Below are 21730 nucleotides of genomic sequence, written 5' to 3' on the forward strand. Positions count from 1 at the left end.
TGTGGCGAAGGAGCTTGCTCCCGCTGGGCTGCGAAGCAGCCCCTCGAAAGATCAACCAAAAGCTCTTATTTAACCGCCAGCCCGATGGCGATTGCTGCGTAATCGAGCGGGAGCAAGCTCCCTCGCCACAACAAACTCCCCGCCACAGGGAGTGTCACGCTCCCGCAAATGCTGCCTTACAGCGCCAGCCCCGCCTTGACCCGATACTGATTACGCACCGGCGTCGCATATTGCAGCACCAGGAACGGTCGGTGTTCCTGCGGGCAAGCGTCCAACCGGCGTTGCCATTCTTCCTCGGCCTTGGCCAGTTCGTCGGCACCAAACACCTCGGCCGCCGTCGGAACCTGTAACAGCGGATCGGCGTCGGCCCATTGGGCATAAGCCAGGTAATGCACGGGAAACAGGCGATAGCCGCCGAGAATCTGCCGATCCATTTCCTGGGCCAATTGCTTGGTGTCCTCGAACAACTCGGTGATCGGCGCGGCGAAGTTCACGTGGACCCGACCCTTGTAGCCGGTAATGCCCGTGGCGATGCTCACGTCATCCTCGCCCGGCGCCTTGGTGTAGGTGCCGGTGGTGGCGCGGATGTACAACTCGCGGGCCTTGGCCTGGTCGCAGGGGTCGTATTCGTAGCTGATCGACACCGGCGTGAGGTTCAGCGACTGGATGACTTCGCCAAACGGCTCGTCCTTGCGGCTCATGTGGAACATCTTGAGGATCGCCGATTCGGTACGGTCGTCACCGTCCTTGGCTCGACCCTCGGCCTGGGCGATCCAGATGGAGGCGCAATCGTTGCGGATCGAGTGGTTGATGTACGCCGACAGCAACTGGTACGCCGCCATTTTTTCCCGTCGCCCGGTGATGGAGCGATGCACAATGAAGCTCTTGTTCAGGCGCATCAGGTCGCTGACAAAAGGCTTTTGCAGCAGGTTATCGCCAATGGCGATGCGTGGGGTCGGCAGACCGGCGTGGTACACGGCATAGTTGACGAAGGCCGGGTCCATCACGATGTCGCGGTGATTGGCGATGAACACATACGCACTGCCGGACTTGAATTGCTCCACTCCGGTGTACGTCACGCCATCGGTGGCGCGCTCGATGGTGTGGTCGACGTAGAGCTCCACCTTGTCCTGCAACGTGGCCACGGTCGTCACGCCGGCGAACTCACGACGCAACCTTTGCGCTATAAGAGGTTTGAGCATCCAGCCGAAAGCACCGGCCAGACGCGGGAAGCGGAAGTGGGTGAGGATATCTAGAAACGCCTTGTCGCCGAGCAGCCGTGCCAGCACTGCTGGGACTTCGCTGTCGTCGTAAGGTCGGATGGCATCGAATTCGCCCATCATGCTCTCTTGTAGGAAACGGCTAGGGTAAGTAAAAGTTCGATCGAGAACCGACAGGGCACGGTCTGGAAAATAAGCCAGACAAAAATAGCCCTGCAAATAGACCGGCGATTATACGCACAAGTCACTTGGGAGACCGCGATGCTGGAAACCGCTCTGTATGATTGTCCGTACTGTGGTGAAGAGGTTGACACTTGCCTGGACCTGTCCGGCGGCGATCAGACCTATATCGAGGACTGTCAGGTTTGTTGCAAGCCCATAAAGTTTGTGCTGCAAGTCCACGGTGAGGAGTGGCATCTCGAGGTCTTTAGCGAAAACGATTGATGGGGGCGCCCATGCAGCGAATCTACGAGCTGGAAAACCTGATGGAAGGCGAGTTGCTGCAAGGCATGCTCGCCAGCGAAGGCATCACGGCGCACCTGGTGGGCCGTGATCTGCTGGGCGGTGCCGGGGAATTGCCGATGCATGGCCTGCTGGGGCTGGCGGTAGAGGATGACCAGGCGCAATACGCCCGGGAGCTGATCGCCGCATACAATGCCGCGCTGCCGATGCCCGGTGATGAACTGGACAGCTACCCCGGCACCCTGGTCTGTTAGGCTGGCGGCCGTTTGAACAAGAGTCGTGTTGCCCCATGTGTGGACGTTATGCCCTGTTTCGCTGGAACCCCGCCTTCGCGGCCTTGCCCGGCTTCCCCGCCGATCAGAAGGCCCAATGGAATATTTCGCCCAACGATTCGGTGCTGATGCTGCGTGCTAGCGCCGAGGGCCAGCGCGAACTGGCTCGGGCGCGCTGGGGGCTGACGCCGCCGTGGCTGACCGACCTGTCCCGCACCCCGGCCCACGCCCGGGCCGAAACCGTGGCCGAGCAACCGATGTTTCGTGAAGCCTTGCGCCTGCGTCGCTGCCTGCTGCCGGCCAACGGTTTCTACGAATGGCGCGGTGGCACCCGTAAGCGCCCTTACTGGCTGACGCCGGGTGAGGGCTCGTCGTTGTTTTTTGCCGCGATTTGGGAGGCTTATCCGGTGCAGGAACAGGTGTGGCTGAGCACCGCCGTCATCACCCAACCGGCGGCGGGCCAGCGTCGGCCGTTGATTCTGGATGAAGAAGGGCAGCGGTTGTGGCTGGACCCTGAAACGCCGCTACATGTCCTGCAAGGGCTGCTGGCGAGCGAGCCGGCGCAACTGCGCGAGCGGGTGCTGGCCAACATGGTCAATGATCCGAAACTCAATGGCCCGGAGTGCCTGACGCCGGCCTGAGTGTTGTGGCGTTTATTCTGGCCCCTTCGCGAGCAAGCCCGCTCTCACACCAGGTCGTGGGTGTTCATAGACTCCAGGGCCTGGGCCGCGCTGTCTTGGCTTCGTGGGTATCGCAAATGGCTGCATAGGAGGTGTCTGAAAAGACTGTAGTCCCTCGATTTGTATCTGGCGCCGATACAAATGTCCGCCTAGGATACGCCCACGTTTCCAGGGAGCTTTTTACATGAACAAGACATTGATGGTGAGCGTACTGAGCGCGGGCCTGCTGCTTGCTGGTTGCCAGTCGGTCAACACCACCAGCGGCGGAGCCGTGGGCGTGGAGCGCAAGCAGTACATGTTCAGCATGTTGTCGACCGATGAGGTCAACCAGATGTACGCCCAGTCCTATCAAAAGACCGTGGGCGAGGCGAGCACCCAAGGTGTGCTGGACAAGACCAGTAACGATGCCAGGCGCATCCAGGCCATTTCCAACCGGCTGATTGCCCAGGCCCCGATATTCCGCCCGGATTCGGCGCAGTGGAAGTGGGAAGTGAACCTGATCAAGAGCGATGAGCTCAACGCCAACTGCGGCCCCGGCGGCAAGATCATTTTCTACACCGGGCTGATGGACAAGCTGAAGCTCACCGATGACGAAATCGCCGCGATCCTGGGCCACGAAATCGCCCACGCCCTGCGCGAGCACGGCCGTGAAGCGATGTCCAAGGCCTACGGCATCGAGATGGCCAAGCAGGGCGCAGGTGCCTTGTTAGGCCTGGGCCAGGACAGCCTGGCACTGGCCGACACCGTGGCCAACTACGGCATGACCCTGCCCAACAGCCGCAGCAACGAGAACGAAGCCGACTTGATCGGCCTGGAACTGGCCGCCCGCGCCGGCTACGACCCGAACGCCGCGATCACCTTGTGGAACAAGATGAGCAAGGCATCGGAAGGGGCTCCACCGGAATTCATGAGCACCCACCCGTCGTCGAGCAGCCGGATCACCTCGTTGCAGGCGGCGATTCCGAAAGTGATGCCGCTTTATCAGCAGGCCAAGAAATAACCCGCGTCATGCAATAAAAGCTGTTTTTTGTGGCGAGGGAGCTTGCTCCCGCTGGACTGCGCAGCAGGCCTGAATGGCGGTTGCTGCGCAACCGAGCGGGAGCAAGCTCCCTCGCCACAATGGCGCACCTGAGCCTGGATCAAACCCACCCGCTACTCTGCATCGCCTTGTACACCGCCACGATCGCCAGGATGAAAAATGCCGAGGCAGCCAGGCGGCGGATCAGGGTCAGGGGCAGTTTCTCAGCGGCGAAATTGCCGGCCAATACCACCGGCACGTTGGCAATCAGCATGCCCACGGTGGTCCCGATGATCACCAACCACAACTCCGGGTATTGCGCGGCGAGCATCACCGTGGCGATCTGCGTCTTGTCACCGATTTCCGCCAGGAAGAAGGCGATCAGCGTGGTCAGGAACGGTCCGAACTTGCGGGCCGTATTGGCTTCTTCGTCATCCAGCTTGTCCGGGACCAGGGTCCACAGCGCCGTGGCCGTAAAGCTTGCTGCCAGAATCCAGTGCAAGACCGCATTCGAGAAAAAGCCACCGACCCAGGCGCCCACCGCCCCGGCTGCCGCATGGTTGGCCAGGGTCGCGGCGACAATGCCAGCGATGATTGGCCAGGGTTTGCGAAAGCGAGCCGCAAGAATGAGCGCGAGCAATTGCGTCTTGTCGCCGATTTCGGCCAGGGCAACGATCGTGGTAGGTACGAGGAAAGAGTCCAGCATCAGGTGATTCCTAGAGGGGCGGGTCGACACGGCTATGACACGTACAGCCTTCCCGCCCCGGGTAAGGTGTGCGTGTCATAGGTCTTGTCAAACCCAGCGACCATCTGCGTGGACGCTTGGGCCGCATACGCCATGGTCTGCTGACCAAGTATGTTGACGTATGCCGGACGAGCATGGTGCTCGTGGGAGACTACTCCCCTAGGACGGAGCGGATTCTGCCTAGGCAAATCCGATTGGGCAAGTGCTGTTTTTTAAAAATGCTTCAGCCACGCTTGGCCCGGTAGATGCGAAAACCCTGGCCTTCGGCCTTGATCGCGCACACGCCCAAATGCTCTTCGATCAGCGGTTGGTATTTGAGGAAACTGTTTGCCACCAAGCGCAGTTCGCCGCCGTTTTTCAGATGTTTGGCCGCTTTTCTCAGCAGGTTCTCCGTAGCGTGGTAATCGGTGTGTACGCCGACATGGAACGGCGGGTTGCTCAGAATCGCGCTCAAACCCATCGGCGCGGCGTCGATACCGTCACCGGTCAGCACCTCGGCTTCCAGGCCGTTGGCGGCCAGGGTCAGACGACTGCTCGCGGCGGCGAAGGCGTCGACATCCAGCAGCGTGACGGTGTTGTGCGGATAGCGACGCTTGACCACAGCCCCCAGCACACCGGCACCGCAGCCGAAGTCCAGCAAGTGGCCGCTGGGCAGTTTATCCAAGTGTTCAAGCAGCAGCGCACTGCCGCGATCCAGGCGACCGTGACTGAACACCCCCGGCAGACTGATGACCTGCAGCGGGCCTTCGGCCAGTGGCAACTCGTAGGTTTGGGCCAGGCTTTCCAGTGGCGTGGCCTCGGGGGCGTTGGCCACGGTGACCTGCCACAGCTGGCAATGCCGCGCGCTGTCGAGCTTGCGCGGTTTGCCAAACGGGTTGAGCTGCTTGGACGCGCCTTCGATGCCGCTTCGTTTTTCACCCACCAGATACACCTCACGACCGGCCAGGCACGAGGCCACGGCATTGAGGATGTAGTCGGTCAGGTCCTTGGCCTTGGGCAGGAACACCACGGCGGTGTCGAACCCACGCTGCGGTACGTTCACGCCAAAGTGGCTGCGCTCGGGGAAACGGGCGTCCAGCGCGGCCTGATCGCCAGCGTGCCAGCACCAGCCATGGGCCTCGGGCAAGCGGCCGAGCAGATCGTCGGCGGGCAGGCCGGCCAGCAACACCGAACCCTGGAATAACTCAGCCTGACGAAGCAGTACTTCACTGCGCGGATCCATGGTCTGCTCCTTGAAAAAAAGTGCGGCAGTTTATCAACTGACGACCCGCCGCGCTGTAGCGCTGAAAAAGCCCTGGGCGTTTTCCGTCATTTGACCCACGATTCGTTGCCGCGCCTCGCGACTGCCCCAGGCGTTGTGGGGCGTGACGATCAGCCGGGGAATGTCGGCGGCCAGCAGCGGGTTGCCTTGGGTCGGCGGCTCCACGCTCAGCACATCGATGGCGGCGCCGCCCAGGTGGCCGTTGCGCAAGGCATCGGCCAGGGCCTGCTCGTCAATCAGCCCGCCGCGTGCGGTGTTGAGCACGAAGGCGCCGGGTTTGAGCAGCGCCAGTTCCCGGGCACCGATGAAGTTTCGGGTGTGCTCGTTGAGCGGGCAGTGCAAGGTCAGGGCATCGACTTGCGGCAACAACTGATCCAGCGGCAAGCGGTCGGGACGAGCAGGGCGCCCGGGAATCTGCCCCAGCAGCACGCGCATGCCGAAGGCTTCGGCCAGTCGCCCGACGGCGCTGCCCAGTTCGCCATGGCCCAGTAACCCCAGGGTTTTGCCTTCCAGTTCGACGATGGGATAGTCCAGCAGGCAGAACTGAGAGGCCTGCTGCCAACGCCCTTCGCCCACCGCTTTTTGATAATCGGCCAGGCGCGTTGCCAGGTTCAGCAACAGCATGATCGTGTGCTGGGCCACCGAAGGCGTACCGTAGCCTTGGCAATTGCATACGGTGATGCCGTGATGACGAGCCGCTGCCAGATCGACGTTGTTGGTGCCGGTGGCGCTGATCAGGATCAGCTTCAGTTCGGGGCTGGCGGCCATGGCGGCCGCATCGATCACGATCTTGTTGGTGATCGCGACGGTGGCGCCCTTGAGCCGCTCGATCACCTGATCCGGCGCGGTCCGGGCGAACAGTTGCAGTTCGCTGAAGCAGTTGCGCAGCGGGTCCAGGTCCAGGTCGCCGAGGTCCAGGGAGGGGTGGTCGAGGAAAACTGCGCGGCCAGTGTTCGTCATCAGCTGTACCTTTTATGTAAAGAACCGAAGGCGTAATGTGGCGAGCCTATCAGATGAATTGTTCTGAAGGTCTTGCCCGCAATTTTCAGCGTCATGCCGCCCCCTCGCCACAAAGTTGATGTCTGTTTTGAGATTGAGTCAGTCAAGGAGCCCTCATGTACCTCACCGAATTCCTCACCGTCGCCCTGATCCACCTGCTGGCCGTTGCCAGCCCCGGGCCGGATTTTGCCGTGGTGGTGCGCGAAAGCGTGACCCATGGCCGGCGCGCCGGGACCTGGACGGCGCTGGGGGTTGGCACGGCGATTTTCCTGCACGTCGGGTATTCGTTGTTGGGCATCGGCCTGATCGTGTCCCAATCGATCGTGCTGTTCAACGCCCTGAAATGGGCCGCCGCCGCCTACCTGCTGTACATCGGCTTCAAGGCGCTGCGGGCGCAACCGGCCAAGCCGGCCGCCGACAATTTGCACCAAGAGGCCGGCGAACGTACTGCCCGCGGCGCGTTCACCTCGGGCTTCGTCACCAATGGCCTGAACCCCAAGGCGACGCTGTTTTTCCTGTCGCTGTTCACCGTGGTGATCAACCCGCATACGCCGTTGGCGATCCAGGCCGGTTACGGGGTGTACCTGGCGGTTGCGACGGCAGCCTGGTTCTGCCTGGTGGCGATGCTGTTCAGCCAGCAACGGGTGCGTGCCGGCTTTGCCCGCATGGGCCACTGGTTCGATCGGACCATGGGCGCGGTGCTCGTCGTCATTGGTGTGAAGCTGGCGTTTACCGAGATACATTGATCGGCGCGGTCCCTTTGTAGGCGCTGGCGAAGGCTGCGATAAGTCCCTGGGGATGGCTCAAGGCTAGTATTTGCCTGCTGATTAAATCATTCCTTTGGCTGATTTGATCCGTGTATAAGCGCTCTAGAGTGCTTACCTCCAGCCAAGACCGTGAAGTCAGAAAAGGGACTCTTATGTTGCAGACTCGCGTTATTCCTCCAGCCGAAGGCGCTTATCAATACCCGCTGCTGATCAAGCGGCTGCTGATGTCCGGTGCGCGTTACGAGAAAACCCGCGAGATCATTTACCGTGACCAGTTGCGCTACAGCTATCCGACGCTGCTCGAACGGGTCGCGCGGCTGGCCAATGTGCTGACCGAGGCAGGGGTCAAGGCCGGTGATACCGTGGCGGTGATGGACTGGGACAGCCATCGCTACCTGGAATGCATGTTTGCGATTCCGATGATCGGCGCAGTGATCCACACTATCAACGTGCGTCTGTCACCGGAACAGATCCTCTACACCATGAACCACGCCGAGGACCGCTTTGTACTGGTCAACAGCGAGTTCGTCGGCTTGTACCAGGCGATTGCCGGGCACCTGACCACGGTGGAGAAGACCCTGCTGCTGACCGACCTGCCGGAAAAAACCGCTGACCTGCCGAACCTGGTGGGCGAATACGAGCAGTTGCTGGCCGCCGCCAGCCCCGCCTACGACTTCCAGGATTTCGACGAAAACTCCGTTGCCACCATGTTCTATACCACCGGTACCACAGGCAACCCCAAGGGCGTGTACTTCACCCATCGGCAACTGGTGCTGCACACCATGGGCGTGGCCACCATCATGGGCGCCATCGACAGCGTGCGGCTGCTAGGCACCAACGATGTGTACATGCCGATCACGCCGATGTTCCATGTCCACGCCTGGGGCCTGCCGTACGTGGCGACCATGCTTGGGCTCAAGCAGGTTTACCCCGGCCGTTACGACCCCGAATTCCTGGTGCAACTGTGGCGCAAGGAGAAAGTCACCTTTTCCCATTGCGTGCCGACCATCCTGCAGATGCTCCTCAACGCCAAGGGCGCCCAGGACACCGATTTTGGTGGCTGGAAAATCGTCATCGGCGGCAGTGCCCTGAACCGCACCCTGTACGAAACCGCCAAGGCCAAGGGCATCCAGCTCACCGCTGCCTACGGCATGTCGGAAACCGGCCCGCTGATTTCCTGCGCCCACCTTAACGACGAACTGATGGCCGGCAGCGAAGACGAACGCATCACCTACCGGATCAAGGCCGGCGTGCCGGGACCATTGGTGGAGGCGGCGATTGTCGACCCCGAGGGCCATTTCCTGCCCGCCGACGGCGAGACCCAGGGCGAACTGGTGCTGCGTGCGCCGTGGCTCACCGAGGGCTATTACAACGAACCGCACAAAGGCGCCGAGCTCTGGGCCGGTGGCTGGTTGCACACCGGCGATGTCGCCACGCTCGACAGCATGGGCGTGATCGACATCCGTGACCGCATCAAGGATGTGATCAAGACCGGTGGCGAATGGATCTCGTCCCTGGACCTGGAAGACCTCATCAGCCGTCACGTGGCGGTACGCGAAGTAGCAGTGGTTGGCATTCCCGATCCGCAGTGGGGGGAGCGGCCGTTTGCCTTGCTGGTGATTCGCGAAGGGCATCAGATCGGGGCTCGTGAGCTCAAGGAACACCTCAAGCCGTTCGTGGAGCTGGGGCACCTGAGCAAGTGGGCAATCCCGAGCCAGATAGCCCTTGTTACGGAAATTCCCAAGACCAGCGTCGGCAAGCTCGACAAGAAGCGCATCCGCGTCGACATCACTGAATGGCAGAGCAACAACAGCACCTTCCTTTCGACGCTTTAAGCGTTTTTGCCGTGCCCGAAACGGCACGGCAGCCCCACCAAGCAAGCGCTTGATCTTGTCAAACCTGAAATATCAGCCATCCTTGCCGTGTCGACACCTGTCGGCCTGGCGAAGGACTGTTCCAGAGTGGTCAGAGGCTGCAAATCACACTTTAGAGGGATCAAGCCGTACTACCTGCTGGCTATAGTCCGCTCAAGGATTTTCAAGAACGGGGCGCGTGCACGAATCGAGCGACGCGACTTTAACGGGTGCCGGGATGCTGCCGCTCCCTACCGTTGAAGTGTTCTTTGAAAATACCCACTGCCATAACAATAAAGCACATGGAGTAGCGTCGATGACCTCAGCAAACACGTTCTGGCGCCGGGCAAAACTGCCTCTGGCGGTCAGTCTCGCCTCTTCGCTCGCCGGGCCAGCATTCGGCGTCAGTTTCAATATCGGTGAAATCGAAGGCCAGTTCGACTCGGCCCTGTCGGTTGGCGCGAGCTGGTCCACAGCTAACCCCAACAAGGACCTGATCGGCGCCAACAACGGAGGCTCGGGCCTGTCGCAAACCTCCGATGACGGTCACGCGAACTTCAAGCGTGGCGAAACCTTCTCGAAGATCTTCAAGGGCATCCACGACCTGGAACTGAAGTACGGCGACACGGGTGTGTTTGTGCGCGGCAAGTATTGGTACGACTTTGAACTCAAGGACGAGAGCCGTGAGTTCAAGGACATCAGCGACAACAATCGCAAGGAAGGCGCCAAGTCTTCCGGCGGGCAGATTCTCGATGCATTCATCTACCACAACTACGACATCGCCGATCAGCCGGGCTCGGTCCGCCTGGGCAAACAGGTTGTCAGTTGGGGTGAAAGTACCTTCATCCAGGGTGGTATCAACTCCATCAACCCGGTCGACGTGTCCGCGTTTCGTCGTCCCGGTGCCGAGGTGAAGGAAGGCCTGATCCCGGTCAACATGTTCTACGTGTCCCAGAGCCTGACCGACAACCTGTCGGCTGAGGCGTTCTACCAGTTGGAATGGGACCAGACCGTTACCGATAATTGCGGTACGTTCTTCTCCCAGGCGGATGTGATTTCCGACGGTTGCGACGACAACCTGCGCGTTCTGTACAAGCGCTCGAGCGTGCCGGCTCCAGGCGTGGTGTTGCCAATCCTGGAAGCCCAGGGCGTCGACATCAACGAAGAAGGCGTGCTGGTACGCCGTGGCGCGGATCGCGATGCCCGCGACAGCGGCCAGTGGGGCGCGTCCCTGAAGTACATGTTCGAGCCGCTGGACACCGAATTCGGTGCCTACTTCATGAATTACCACAGCCGAGCGCCGATATTCAGCGCCACCGGTGCGGCGCAGTCGGTTTATAACTCGGTCGCAGGGTCGGCACTGGCGCCACTGATCGTGGCAGGCAACTCGAGCTACTTCGTCGAGTACCCGGAAGACATCCGCCTCTATGGCCTGAGTTTCTCCACAACGTTGCCTACCGGTACGGCGTGGAGCGGTGAGATCAGCTATCGTCCAAACGCGCCTGTGCAACTGAGCACCACCGATATCCTCTATGCTGGCGTGACGCCCCTCACCGGGTATGGCAATGCATCGGTGCTCCAGGGCTCCCCGGGCCAGGACCTGCATGGCTATCGCCGCAAGGAAATCACCCAATTCCAGACCACCTTCACCCACTTCCTGGATCAAGTCATGGGCGCCAGCCGCCTGACCCTGGTGGGCGAAGTCGGTGTCACCCACGTGGGTGGCCTGGAGAGCAAATCCGAGGCTCGCTACGGCCGTGACCCGGTGTTCGGTCCGGGCGAGCTGCCCAATGGTTTCTGTAACACGCTCAATACATCGACCGCATCAGGTGCCGGCCTGGCCAACAGCAGCGGCCTGAACACCAGTTGCAACAACGACGGCTTTACCACCGCCACCTCCTGGGGCTACCGCGCGCGCGCCATTTGGGAATACCCGGACGTCTTCGCCGGTGTGAACCTCAAGCCCAACGTGGCTTGGTCCCACGACGTCAAAGGCTACTCGCCAGGCCCTGGCGCCAACTTCGAGGAAGGCCGTAAAGCCGTCAGCCTCGGGGTGGATGCCGAGTACCAGAACACCTACAACGCGAGCCTGGCCTATACCAACTACTTTGGTGGCGACTACAGCACCGTGGACGACCGAGACTTCCTGGCGCTCAGCGTCGGCGTGAACTTCTAAGCACAGTATTTCAGGACGACACACTATGAAAATAACAAAGAGTCTGTTGCAGGCGGGTGTTTTGGGGCTATCCCTGCTGGCCGCCAGCGTCATGGCGGCGGTGCCTGCCGCCGACGCCGACAAACTGGGCAAAAGCCTGACGCCGATGGGCGCCGAAATGGCCGGCAATGCCGACGGTTCGATCCCGGCCTGGAAACCCCTGGCCAAGAACGCCGGCACCGTGGACGGCAAGGGTTTCCTTTCCGACCCGTTCGCCAGTGAAAAACCGCTGTTCACCATCACCGCGCAGAACGTCGACCAGTACAAGGACAAGCTCGCGCCTGGCCAGTACGCGATGTTCAAGCGCTACCCGGAAACCTTCAGGATGCCGGTCTACCCGTCCCATCGCGGCGCCACCGTGCCGGATGACGTGTTCGCCTCCATCAAGAAAAACGCAGTCAACACCAAGCTGGTGTCCGGCGGCAACGGCCTGGAGAGCTTCGAGACGGCCGTGCCGTTCCCCATCCCCCAGAGCGGCGTGGAAGTGATCTGGAACCACATCACCCGCTATCGCGGTGGCAGCGTGACCCGCCTGGTGACCCAGGCCACGCCGCAGCCCAACGGTTCGTACAGCCTGGTGTATTTCAAGGATCAGTTCGTGTTCCGCGACAAGATGAAGGATTTCGATCCGGCCAACCCTGGCAACATCCTGTTTTACTTCAAGCAGCAAGTGACCGCGCCGGCGCGTCTGGCCGGTGGCGTACTGCTGGTGCACGAAACCCTCGATCAGGTGAAGGAGCCGCGTTCGGCCTGGGTCTACAACGCAGGCCAGCGCCGTGTGCGCCGTGCACCGCAGGTGTCCTATGATGGCCCGGGTACCGCTGCCGATGGCCTGCGTACCTCCGACAACCTGGACATGTACAACGGTGCGCCGGACCGTTACGACTGGAAGCTGGAAGGCAAGAAAGAACTGTACATTGCCGCCAACAGCTACAAGATCGATTCGCCGCTGCTCAAGTACGCCGACATCATCAAGGCCGGCCACATCAACCAGGACCTGACTCGCTACGAGCTGCGTCGTGTCTGGCATGTCACCGCGACCCTGAAGGAAGGCCAGCGTCACATCTACGCCAAGCGTGACTTCTACATCGACGAAGACACCTGGCAAGCCGCGGTGATCGACCATTACGACGGTCGCGGCCAACTGTGGCGCGTTGCCGAGGCCCATGCCGAGAACTACTACGACAAGCAAGTGCCGTGGTACGCGCTGGAAACCCTCTATGACCTGCAGTCCGGCCGCTACCTGGCGTTGGGCATGAAGAACGAAGAGAAACAGGCCTACGACTTCGGCTTTACTGCCACCACCTCCGACTTCACTCCGAACGCACTGCGCCAGGACGGCATTCGCTAAACCGCTTTACCTGAGGCCGCATCCTCGAATAAGCGCCCCGACTGGTTCGGGGCGTTTATTTTTGGCTCGATCAGCAACAGAACCCTGTGGCGAGGGGATTTATCCCCTCGCCACAAAAAGCGGCGCCCTCCATTGCTCTTCCAAATGAATCAATCTGTAGTCTTTTTGTAGCCATTTGTAGCACTCCCTTCAATACCTCCTCGTTTACGGCTAGTCTGCGGACATCTGCAACGCCGCCATCCGCAATTCAACAAGAGCCGGCCATGACTGATTTGTCTCCACTTCCGGATTCCGTCCGCGCAGCCATCGCGGTACAGGACGGGCGCTTCTACCGCCCGCCCTTGCCCGACGGCCACGTCGTGCGGCCGCGGCTGTGCGAGCGTTTGAGTGCGGGGCTCGGTGGCCGGTTACTGCTGGTGAGTGCACCGGCGGGGTTTGGCAAAAGCTCCCTGGCGGTAGAGTTCTGCCAGAGCCTGCCGGCCTACTGGCAAAGTCTCTGGCTGGGGCTCAGCGCTCGGGACAATGATCCGGGGCGCTTTCTGGAGCGCCTGCTCGAAGGGCTCCAGGCCTTCTTCCCGCAGTTGGGCGGCCGGGCGTTAGGGCTGCTGAAAATGCGTCAGCGCCACCAACCCTTTGCTTTCGAAGAATGGCTCGACGGCCTGCTGGATGAGTTGTCCACGCATTTATCGCCCCGCGAGCCCTTGCTGCTGGTGCTCGACGATTACCACTTGGCTCAAAGTCCGGTGCTGGATCGTTGTCTGCAATTTTTCCTCAATCACTTGCCCGACGGTTTGCTGGTGCTGGTCACCAGCCGTCAGCGCCCCGATTGGCATCTGGCGCGCCTGCGTCTGTCGCGGCAATTGCTTGAGCTGAACGAACAGGACCTGCGCCTGACCCATGACGAAGCCCTGACCCTGCTTCAGCATCACAGCAGCTCGCTGCGCGGCGAAGCCCTGGAAAACCTCATTCAGCGCAGCGAAGGCTGGGTGGCTGGGCTGCGTTTCTGGTTGCTGGCGGCCTCCGAAGCGGGTACTGAAGGCTTGCTGCCCCAAGCCCTGCATGGCGGGGAAGGGCTGATCCGCGACTACCTGCTCGAAGAAGTCATCGACTGCCTGCCCGCCGAGGTGCAAGCGTTTCTCTATGACACCGCGCCTCAGGACCGCTTTTGCAGCGAACTGTGCGACGCCGTGCGCGAAGCCCATGACAGTGCCGAAATCCTGCGGTACCTGGCGGCCCATCAAGTGTTCCTGGTGCCGCTGGACGAGCATGGTCATTGGTATCGGTACCACCACCTGTTTTCCGACTTGCTACGCAGCCGCCCCAGCGCGCCGGCCATGGTGCCCGCTGCGACCCTGCACCTGCGGGCCTGTCGCTGGTTCAATGCCCAAGGGCTGATCGACGAAGCCGTGGAACAGGCGCTACGGGCCGGGCACCTGGACGTGGCGGCGAACCTGGTGCAGAACCTCTCGGAAGAGCAACTGCTGGCCGAGCAGAACGTCGGCATGTTGCTGCGCTGGAAAATGGACCTGCCCGACAGCCTGCTCATCAGCACCCCGCGGCTGATCGTGCTCTACAGCTGGGCGCTGGGGCTGGCCTGCCAACTTGACGCCGCCGAAGAGCTGGCCGCTCACTTGAGTCGCTTCCTGCCGGCCCCTTCGGCCACCGCGCAAAAATCCATGCTCGCCCAATGGCTGGCCCTCAGTGGGATCGTCGCCCGTGGCCGCGGAGATCGTGAAGCCACCGTGCGTTACTGCACCGAAGCCCTGGAGAGCCTGCCGCAAAAACGCTACGGACAGCGCCTGATGTGCCTGTCCACACTGTCGAACCTGGCGATTGCCGACGGTGACCTTTGGCGCGCCCGTGGCTTGAACCGCGATTCCCTGGAGCTGGCGCAACGGGTCGGCAATCCGCTGTTCGAGGCCCTGGCCCATTACGATCGCGCCCGGGTATTGCAAGCGCGGGGGGAGATCCTGCGGGCGCTGGATGAAGTGCACCAAGGCCTGCAACGGTTGCACAAACTGTCGCCCCAACGGCTTTATGCGGTGCGGGCGCGGTTGATTCTGTACGAAGGTTTCCTGCTGACATTGCGCATGCAGCCCCAGGCCGGGTTGATGCGGTTACAGGCGGGACTGACCGAAGCTCGGGCCTGTCGCGACATCAGCGTGTTGATCGGCCATTGCCTGATTGCGCGTATCGAAGGCCACCACCGCGAATTCGCCCGGGCTTTTGCCGAGCTGGCCGAAGCCGAGCGCCTGATGCACATCTGGGACGTTCCGCCGATCTACTACCTGGCGATGATCACCCTGGTCAAATGTGAACTCTGGTTGGCCCAGGGCCGCACCGACCTGGCTGAAGCGTGGCTGGCGCGGTTGGGCCAGACCTACACCGGCGAAGGGGCCGCCGCGCCGCCGGAATTCCACCCGCAACTGCCGCTGCATGTCGAACTGCAGCAGGCGGTGCTGGAGTCCATCCGAGGCCAACCGATGCTGGCCGAAGGGCGACTCAATGCCTTGCTTGAGCAGGGGCAGCAAACCGGCCGGCAGATGCTCAGCGTGATGGCGCTCAATCAGAAAGTTGCCTTGCTGCTGAGCGTCGGGCGCGAACCTGAAGCCCGCAGCACCCTGGCCCAGGCTTTCGAAGCCGCCGCCGGTGGTGTGCTGCTGCCGTTCGAATGGTTGCTGGGTGAACATCGGGAATGGCTGCGCGAACAACTGCTGCACGCACCACTCAGCCCCCTGCGTGAGAACCTGCTTGAACGCTTGCCATCGACGGCAGCTCACCCTGGCGATCCATCGGCCCCTGTCGAAACCCTCAGCAGCCGCGAGCGGGCAGTGCTGCAACTGATCGCCCAAGGGTGTTCGAACCAGGAAATCAGCGAGCAGTTATTTATCTCGCTGCACACGGTCAAGACCCACGCCAGCCACATCAATAGTAAACTCGGCGTCGAACGCCGCACCCAGGCCGTGGCGCGGGCGAAGGCGTTGGGGTTGTTGGGTTAAGTGAATCGTTGGCCCAGGCGAGAAACCGGTGGCGAGTGAGCAAGCTCTCTCGCCATAAAAGCGGGTTGACCCGTGACAAGGAATTACCCGATGTTGTCCCTGTACACCACCATCCCTTCCCCCGTTGGCCAACTGATTCTCGTCGCCCGTGGCACAAAACTGGCGGCCATCCTGTGGGAAAACGAGCGGCTCAACCGGGTGCGCCTGGGGCCATTGGAGGAGGACAACCACCATCCGACTCTCAAGGAAACCGAACGCCAGCTCATGGAGTATTTTGCCGGACAGCGCCGCCGCTTCGACCTGGAACTGGATTTCACCGGCACCGACTTCCAGACCCGGGTCTGGCAGGCACTGCTGACCATCCCCTTCGGCGAAACCCGCAGCTACCGCGACATCGCCACCCAGATCGGCCAACCGACTGCGGTACGAGCCGTAGGCGCGGCCAACGGTCGAAACCCGATCTCCATCATCGCCCCTTGCCACCGCGTCATCGGCGCTTCCGGCAGCCTCACCGGTTTTGCCGGCGGCCTCGCAGCCAAACAGTTCCTGCTCAGCCTGGAAGGCCAGCAGACCCTGCAGTTGGCGTTCTGAATTTGAGCGACACCACCAATCCCTTAAGGTGGGAGCGAGCCTGCTCGCGATAGCGGTGGGTCAGTTAATAGTGATGTCGACGAGGCTGCCGTCATCGCGAGCAGGCTCGCTCCCACAATTGTCCCTAGTGTTTTTTCAAAACTGTGGTCTCTTCGGTGGCAACATGCGCGTCGCAGGTTTGCCGTTGGCGTTGTGCTGGTAGATCTCTGCCGGCTGCCCCTGCTCATTGAAGAACACCTGGCCGATACCTGCTGAGTTCCACAACCGCTCCCCGGCCTCGGCGTGTTCCGGGGTGTGGGGGATGATGCGCATGCTCCGGCGCTTGGTGAACCCGTTCAGGGGCGAGCGCGGGGAGTAGAGCCAGCGGTTCAGGCGATCGAACCATTCCAGCAGTGCCGGCGGAAATTCATTCTTGATGCCGCTGCTGGTGATCTGCCAAATCCGTGGGCCGCCCTTGCGATGTGGGATCAACACCTCGTAGACGAAGCAATAGTGCACATCGCCCGACAGCACCACGTAATTACCGGGCGTACGTGAGTGTCGGAAAATGTTCAGGATCACCTGGGCCGAGCCGCGATGGGCCATCCAGTTTTCCGCGTCCACCAGCAGCGGATAACCGCACCAACTGAACACCCGCTGCACGGCCTCGATCAACTTCACACCGAAGATCGGCGCTGGCGAAACGATGATCGCCGAGGGATGATCCAGCAACTCCTGCTGCAGCTCGCTCAGGGCTTCCCAATCCAGCAAGCCCGAAGGGTGCTTGAGGTTGCGCTCGCTGCGCCAGCGGCGGGTGCGGGTGTCGAGCACCACCAGGGCCGGAGTGGTCGGTAGCACGTAATGCCATTGCTGGAAACCCAGCAGCGTATCGATCAGTTTGTCCTGTGCAACGCTGTCGAGGTAGCGGTCCCGGGCAGTGTCGCTCAGCGCCAAGGTTTGCTGGACCACGTCCCCAAAGGCATCCGGGTTGTTGCCCCAACCCTGGCAGAGCATGTAGGCTATCAACGCGTTGCCGATGATTCGCTTGGAGAACGGATGGCCGTAGGCTGTTTCCTCCCACTGCGCGGATAAATTCCAGTCATCGGTAATATCGTGGTCGTCGAAAATCATCAGGCACGACAGGTGAGCAAACACCCGCGCCACGCCGCCCAGCCCTGCCTTGAAGCCATCGATGTGTTGCTGTTCCTGGTCGTAGCGCTGGCGCCGCTCAGCTGTCAGCTCCGGTGGTTGCGGGACGATCAGCGTCCACGGCACTGGCGACCAGACCAGCAGGTACATCGCCATGACCTCGGCGAAAGTCACCAGATGGTTGTCGGCGCTGCTGCTGGTGAAAATCGGCTTACGCGCTCCGCCGAAAAATCGCTCGCGCAGGGTTTCGTTGCTTTCCAACGCCGGTAACAAATCGGCGCGGTGGTAATAACTGGCCGGGTGTTGATAGAGCCTGGCACTGTCCTCCACCACCGCACCGTCCAGGCATTCTTCGAACAACCCCAGCCGCTGGATCAACGCATGAATCGCTCGCAACATCGGCCCGGCGACGTCGTCGGCATAGATCTGATCGCCGCTCATCATCAACAACGCCGGCCGCTGCGCCGGGGTCTGTGCCAGCAGTCGATCGACGCAAAGCAGACCATCATTTGCCGAGTGATGAGGTTTGCGGCAGGAGCCGTGCACCAGTTGCTCGATGCGCGAGTGCAGCACGAAGTTCGGGCGCTGCGCCCCGGCATATAACAGATGTGGCGCCCAATCGGCGATGGGGGCACTGTTCACCAGCAGGTCGTAATCAATCACCACGTCCTGGGGTAGCGGATTGTCGAGTTGTACATCGATCAGATGCACAAAAGCCTGCTGCCCCACCGGCACCACCGTGCAGTGCGTGGCATCCAGCGCAATATCACCCACCCCGTCCAAACGCAGGGTCAACGCCAATGGTTGCGTGCCCACCAGCCACATCACCAACCGCGTGGGCTCCAGCCGCCGCAACAGCGGGCCGACCAGAACAGGGGGCAGGGCAGTGGTGATGTCGGAGGTGGACGGCAGCATTCGCGGGTAAAGCTCTGGCTCAGGTAGAGGCGGGGATCATAGCGCAATGCGCTTTGTGGCTGGGAAGGTGGTTCGGTAACGTGCTTTTGTGGCGAGGGGATAAATCCCCTCGCCACAAAGAGCTGTGTTCACAGGGGGGCTGTATTTGGCCCATCACTGAACCTTGTTAGAAGCCTCAGCTGCTTTGATCAGATTCGGCCCAATCTCCTTTTCGAACTTCGTCCACACCGGCTTCATCTTGTCGCGCCATGCGTTGCGCTCCTGCGGCGTGAGAGTAGTGATCTCGGTGGTCTTGGCATCCAGGACGTGTTGTTTGTCCTGCTGGTTCAACCGCTCCGCCTCTGCATTTGTATGGGCGGTAACTTCCGCCACGATCTTGTCCAGTTCAGTGCGGATATCCGGTGGCAGGCCGTTCCAGAAGTCGGACGTGGTGATCAGCATGTAGTCGAGTATGCCGTGGTTGGTCTCGGTGACGTACTTCTGCACTTCATTGAGCTTCTGGTTATAGAAGTTCGAGTAGGGGTTCTCCGTACCGTCGACCAAGCCAGTTTGCAAGCCCTGGTACACCACCGAGAAAATCATCTTCTGCCCTTTGGCGTCCAAGGTCTTGAACTGTTCTTCCAGCACCGCCGAAGTTTGCACCCGGAACGTCAAGCCACGGGCATCTTCGGGCCTGCGCAGTGGTTTGTTGGCCGACAACTGCTTCATGCCGTTGTGCCAATAGGCCAGGCCGGTGATGTTCTTGCTTTCCATGGACTTGAGCAGCTTCTGGCCCTCGGGACTCTGCTGAAAACGGTTTACCGCGGCAATGTCGTCAAACAAAAACGGCAAGTCGAACAACTGCACGCTCTTGGTGTACTGCTCAAACTTGGCCAGCGACCGGGCAATGATTTGCACGTCCCCCAAAAGCAACGCTTCCATCTCCTTGTCATCGCCAAACAGTGTGGAGTTTGGGTACACCTCGACCTTCACCTTACCTGGCAGCCGTTCTTCCACCAGCCTCTTGAACATCAACGCGCCTTGGCCCTTGGGCGTTTGTTCGGCCACCACATGGGAGAATTTGATAACGATCGGTTCAGCCGCCATGGCTGTGCCCAACACACCGAAAGCCAGGTAGCAGACGAGTACTTTCCATATAGGTTTAAGCATTGTGGGGTTTCCCCTTCTATCTTGAGTTTATCGTGCGGGGCTCATACACATCTGAAACCGAAGGCGCAAAACCGGCGCTTAGGCCCTACACTTCTGTGGCGAGGGCGCGTTCTCCCTCACCACAGAAGTTTGTGTTGAGCCGGGCTTAACTCATCCCCAACCAATCAGGCAACGCCAACGAGATCCATGGCACATAGGTAATCAACACCAGGAACGCCAGCAGGATCATCAACCACGGCATGGCCGCGCGGATGGTGGCGGGCAGGGACATGCCGGTCACCGCCGAGGTGACGAACAGGTTCAGGCCCACCGGTGGCGTAATCAAACCGATCTCCAGGTTTACCACCATGATGATGCCCAGGTGGATCGGGTCGATGCCCAGTTTCATGGCGATGGGGAACAGGATCGGCGCCAGGATCAGGATGATCGCCGAGGGCTCCATGAACGCGCCGGCAATCAGCAGCACGATGTTCACCACCAGTAGGAACGTCACCGGCGTCAGCCCGGCATCGATCACCCACGCGGTGATTTGCTGCGGCAGTTGCTCGGTGGTCAGCACGTGGGCGAAGAGCATGGCGTTGGCGATGATGAACATCAACATGATGCTCAGTTTTGCTGACTCCAGCAGCACCTTCGGAGTTTCGCGAATCGTCAGGTCTTTGTAGACGAACAATGCGATAAACGCTGAATACACCGCCGCCACGGCTGCCGCTTCGGTCGGTGTGAACATTCCCGAATAAATCCCGCCGAGGATGATGACCATCAACAACAGGCCCCATATCGCCTTGCGCGCCGTGGCCAGCCATTCGCGGAACGTCGCGCGGGGCAGGGCGGGGAGGTTCTTCTTCACGGCGACGATATAAATCGCCACCATCAGCGCCAGGCCCAGTAGTAAGCCGGGAATCACGCCGGCCATGAACAACTTGCCCACCGAGGTTTCCGTCGCTGCGGCGTACACCACCATCACGATCGAGGGCGGAATCAAGATGCCCAGGGTCCCGGCGTTGCACACGATGCCCGCGCCAAACGCCTGTGGATAACCCGAGCGCACCATCCCGGCAATGGCGATGGAGCCGACCGCCGCCACCGTCGCCGGGCTTGAGCCCGACAGCGCGGCAAACAGCATGCACGCCAGCACTGCCGCAATCGCCAGGCCACCACGGATATGCCCAACGCAGGCGTTGGCAAAGTCGATCAGCCGTCGCGCTACGCCGCCGGTGGTCATGAATGCACCGGCCAGCAGGAAGAACGGAATCGCCAGCAGCGTGTAGTGCTCCGACGTTTCGAACAGCTTGATCGCCAGGGAGCGCACGGAGTCCGGGCTGAAAAAAATGATGGTCAGCGAACCAGCCAGCCCCAACGAAATGGCGATGGGCACGCCGATAAACATCAGCACGAACAGCGCCACGAACAGGAAGGCAATAGTCATGGCTTGTCTTCCTCGTGTTCGGTCAGTTTGATGGCTTCCGCTGCTTCATCGGCCAGGCCCAGGCCTGTCTGACGATTCATCAGAATGCGTATGAGAATTTCCGTAAAACGGATAAATACCAAGGCAAAGCCCACCGGCACAATCAGCCCGATGTGCCATTGCATGATGCCGAAGTGGCCCAAGTCCTCTGCGCCGATCTGAGCAATCATCAAGGTGTTGATCCACTCAAAACTGGCGACGGCCAACAGCCCGGCATAGGCCAGGCAGCACAAACAAGCGATCACGCCGATGAAGCGTTGCACTGGTTTGCTCGCCAGTTTTACCAGCGCATCGACGCCGATGTGCCCGGCCGTGCGCACGCCGTATGACAACCCGAAAAAAATCAGCCAGCCAAACAGGGCCTTGGTCAGCGACGTGCTCCAGGTCATGGCCTGGGCCATGCCCATGATGCCGTCACCCATGGCGAACATCGGCTCGCTGGCGGCCGGCCAGTTGTCACCGAGGCTGTAAAAAACGGTATAGAGGTTGTTGAGCACCACATAGACGAAAGTAACCAGCGTCATGGCGGCCAGAAGGAAGGCAATGAAACCTTCCTCGAAGTGTTCCCAGATGCGCCGAAGGGCATTCATGGATGACATCTCCTGCTGGGGGACGACAGGCCGGCACTGCCAGGGCG

Annotated in this window: 18 protein-coding genes and 1 riboswitch; of the genes, 10 read left to right on the plus strand and 8 right to left on the minus strand. The window is 60.9% G+C overall.

The window, feature by feature from the left end:
* Positions 1 to 176 precede the first annotated feature (176 nt).
* Positions 177 to 1343: a 1-acyl-sn-glycerol-3-phosphate acyltransferase gene (locus ACA047_RS05225; RefSeq protein ID WP_497357275.1), complete on the minus strand. Its 1167-nt coding sequence runs from the start codon at positions 1341 to 1343 to the stop codon at positions 177 to 179.
* 138 nt (positions 1344 to 1481) lie between these two features.
* Here ACA047_RS05225 and ACA047_RS05230 point away from each other — a divergent pair, with 138 nt between their 5' ends.
* The 4 genes from ACA047_RS05230 to ACA047_RS05245 all read left to right on the plus strand — a co-directional run bounded on the left by ACA047_RS05230 (position 1482) and on the right by ACA047_RS05245 (position 3634).
* Positions 1482 to 1664, plus strand: coding sequence for a CPXCG motif-containing cysteine-rich protein (locus ACA047_RS05230; RefSeq protein WP_497357277.1), 183 nt, complete (start codon positions 1482 to 1484; stop codon positions 1662 to 1664).
* 11 nt (positions 1665 to 1675) lie between these two features.
* Complete coding sequence (locus ACA047_RS05235) at positions 1676 to 1936, plus strand: putative signal transducing protein (protein WP_497357279.1); 261 nt, start codon at positions 1676 to 1678, stop codon at positions 1934 to 1936.
* A 35-nt stretch (positions 1937 to 1971) separates the two neighbouring features.
* On the plus strand, positions 1972 to 2595 hold the full coding sequence (locus tag ACA047_RS05240; protein WP_497357281.1) for an SOS response-associated peptidase: 624 nt from the start codon (positions 1972 to 1974) through the stop codon (positions 2593 to 2595).
* A gap of 223 nt (positions 2596 to 2818) precedes the next feature.
* Positions 2819 to 3634, plus strand: a complete 816-nt coding sequence (locus ACA047_RS05245) for a M48 family metallopeptidase (RefSeq protein WP_497357283.1) — start codon at positions 2819 to 2821, stop codon at positions 3632 to 3634.
* 139 nt (positions 3635 to 3773) lie between these two features.
* Here ACA047_RS05245 and ACA047_RS05250 read toward each other — a convergent pair whose 3' ends face one another.
* The 3 genes from ACA047_RS05250 to ACA047_RS05260 all read right to left on the minus strand — a co-directional run bounded on the left by ACA047_RS05250 (position 3774) and on the right by ACA047_RS05260 (position 6618).
* Entirely contained in the window at positions 3774 to 4358 is a 585-nt protein-coding gene (locus ACA047_RS05250; protein WP_497357285.1) for a TMEM165/GDT1 family protein, read from the minus strand.
* Positions 4359 to 4447: 89 nt separating this feature from the next.
* A riboswitch (yybP-ykoY riboswitch) is annotated at positions 4448 to 4570 on the minus strand.
* 50 nt (positions 4571 to 4620) lie between these two features.
* Positions 4621 to 5619: a methyltransferase gene (locus ACA047_RS05255; protein ID WP_497357287.1), complete on the minus strand. Its 999-nt coding sequence runs from the start codon at positions 5617 to 5619 to the stop codon at positions 4621 to 4623.
* 33 nt (positions 5620 to 5652) lie between these two features.
* Positions 5653 to 6618, minus strand: coding sequence for a 2-hydroxyacid dehydrogenase (locus ACA047_RS05260; protein ID WP_497357289.1), 966 nt, complete (start codon positions 6616 to 6618; stop codon positions 5653 to 5655).
* A gap of 155 nt (positions 6619 to 6773) precedes the next feature.
* Between ACA047_RS05260 and ACA047_RS05265 the strand changes: the two genes are divergently transcribed.
* The 6 genes from ACA047_RS05265 to ACA047_RS05290 all read left to right on the plus strand — a co-directional run bounded on the left by ACA047_RS05265 (position 6774) and on the right by ACA047_RS05290 (position 16433).
* Entirely contained in the window at positions 6774 to 7403 is a 630-nt protein-coding gene (locus ACA047_RS05265) for a LysE family translocator (RefSeq protein WP_497357291.1), read from the plus strand.
* 173 nt (positions 7404 to 7576) lie between these two features.
* Positions 7577 to 9259: a fatty acid--CoA ligase gene (locus ACA047_RS05270; protein ID WP_497357293.1), complete on the plus strand. Its 1683-nt coding sequence runs from the start codon at positions 7577 to 7579 to the stop codon at positions 9257 to 9259.
* 334 nt (positions 9260 to 9593) lie between these two features.
* Positions 9594 to 11453 (plus strand): DUF1302 domain-containing protein, encoded by a 1860-nt coding sequence (locus ACA047_RS05275; protein WP_497357295.1) that lies wholly within the window; start codon positions 9594 to 9596, stop codon positions 11451 to 11453.
* Between the two features lie 25 nt (positions 11454 to 11478).
* Positions 11479 to 12843 (plus strand): DUF1329 domain-containing protein, encoded by a 1365-nt coding sequence (locus ACA047_RS05280; protein WP_497357297.1) that lies wholly within the window; start codon positions 11479 to 11481, stop codon positions 12841 to 12843.
* 263 nt (positions 12844 to 13106) lie between these two features.
* Positions 13107 to 15842, plus strand: a complete 2736-nt coding sequence (locus ACA047_RS05285; RefSeq protein ID WP_497357299.1) for a winged helix-turn-helix domain-containing protein — start codon at positions 13107 to 13109, stop codon at positions 15840 to 15842.
* 90 nt (positions 15843 to 15932) lie between these two features.
* Complete coding sequence (locus ACA047_RS05290) at positions 15933 to 16433, plus strand: methylated-DNA--[protein]-cysteine S-methyltransferase (RefSeq protein ID WP_497357301.1); 501 nt, start codon at positions 15933 to 15935, stop codon at positions 16431 to 16433.
* A 135-nt stretch (positions 16434 to 16568) separates the two neighbouring features.
* Here the strand turns inward: ACA047_RS05290 and ACA047_RS05295 are convergent, their stop codons facing one another.
* The 4 genes from ACA047_RS05295 to ACA047_RS05310 all read right to left on the minus strand — a co-directional run bounded on the left by ACA047_RS05295 (position 16569) and on the right by ACA047_RS05310 (position 21683).
* On the minus strand, positions 16569 to 18476 hold the full coding sequence (locus ACA047_RS05295) for an alkaline phosphatase D family protein (protein ID WP_497357303.1): 1908 nt from the start codon (positions 18474 to 18476) through the stop codon (positions 16569 to 16571).
* Between the two features lie 153 nt (positions 18477 to 18629).
* Positions 18630 to 19625, minus strand: coding sequence for a TRAP transporter substrate-binding protein (locus ACA047_RS05300; RefSeq protein ID WP_497357305.1), 996 nt, complete (start codon positions 19623 to 19625; stop codon positions 18630 to 18632).
* Between the two features lie 145 nt (positions 19626 to 19770).
* Positions 19771 to 21054 (minus strand): C4-dicarboxylate TRAP transporter large permease protein DctM, encoded by a 1284-nt coding sequence (gene dctM, locus ACA047_RS05305; RefSeq protein ID WP_497357307.1) that lies wholly within the window; start codon positions 21052 to 21054, stop codon positions 19771 to 19773.
* A complete protein-coding gene (locus ACA047_RS05310; protein WP_497357309.1) occupies positions 21051 to 21683 on the minus strand; it encodes a TRAP transporter small permease in 633 nt (210 codons plus the stop codon). Before ACA047_RS05310 ends, dctM begins: the two co-directional genes overlap by 4 nt.
* Positions 21684 to 21730: the final 47 nt, after the last annotated feature.

It is taken from the genome of Pseudomonas sp. LBUM1664, from assembly GCF_059695895.1.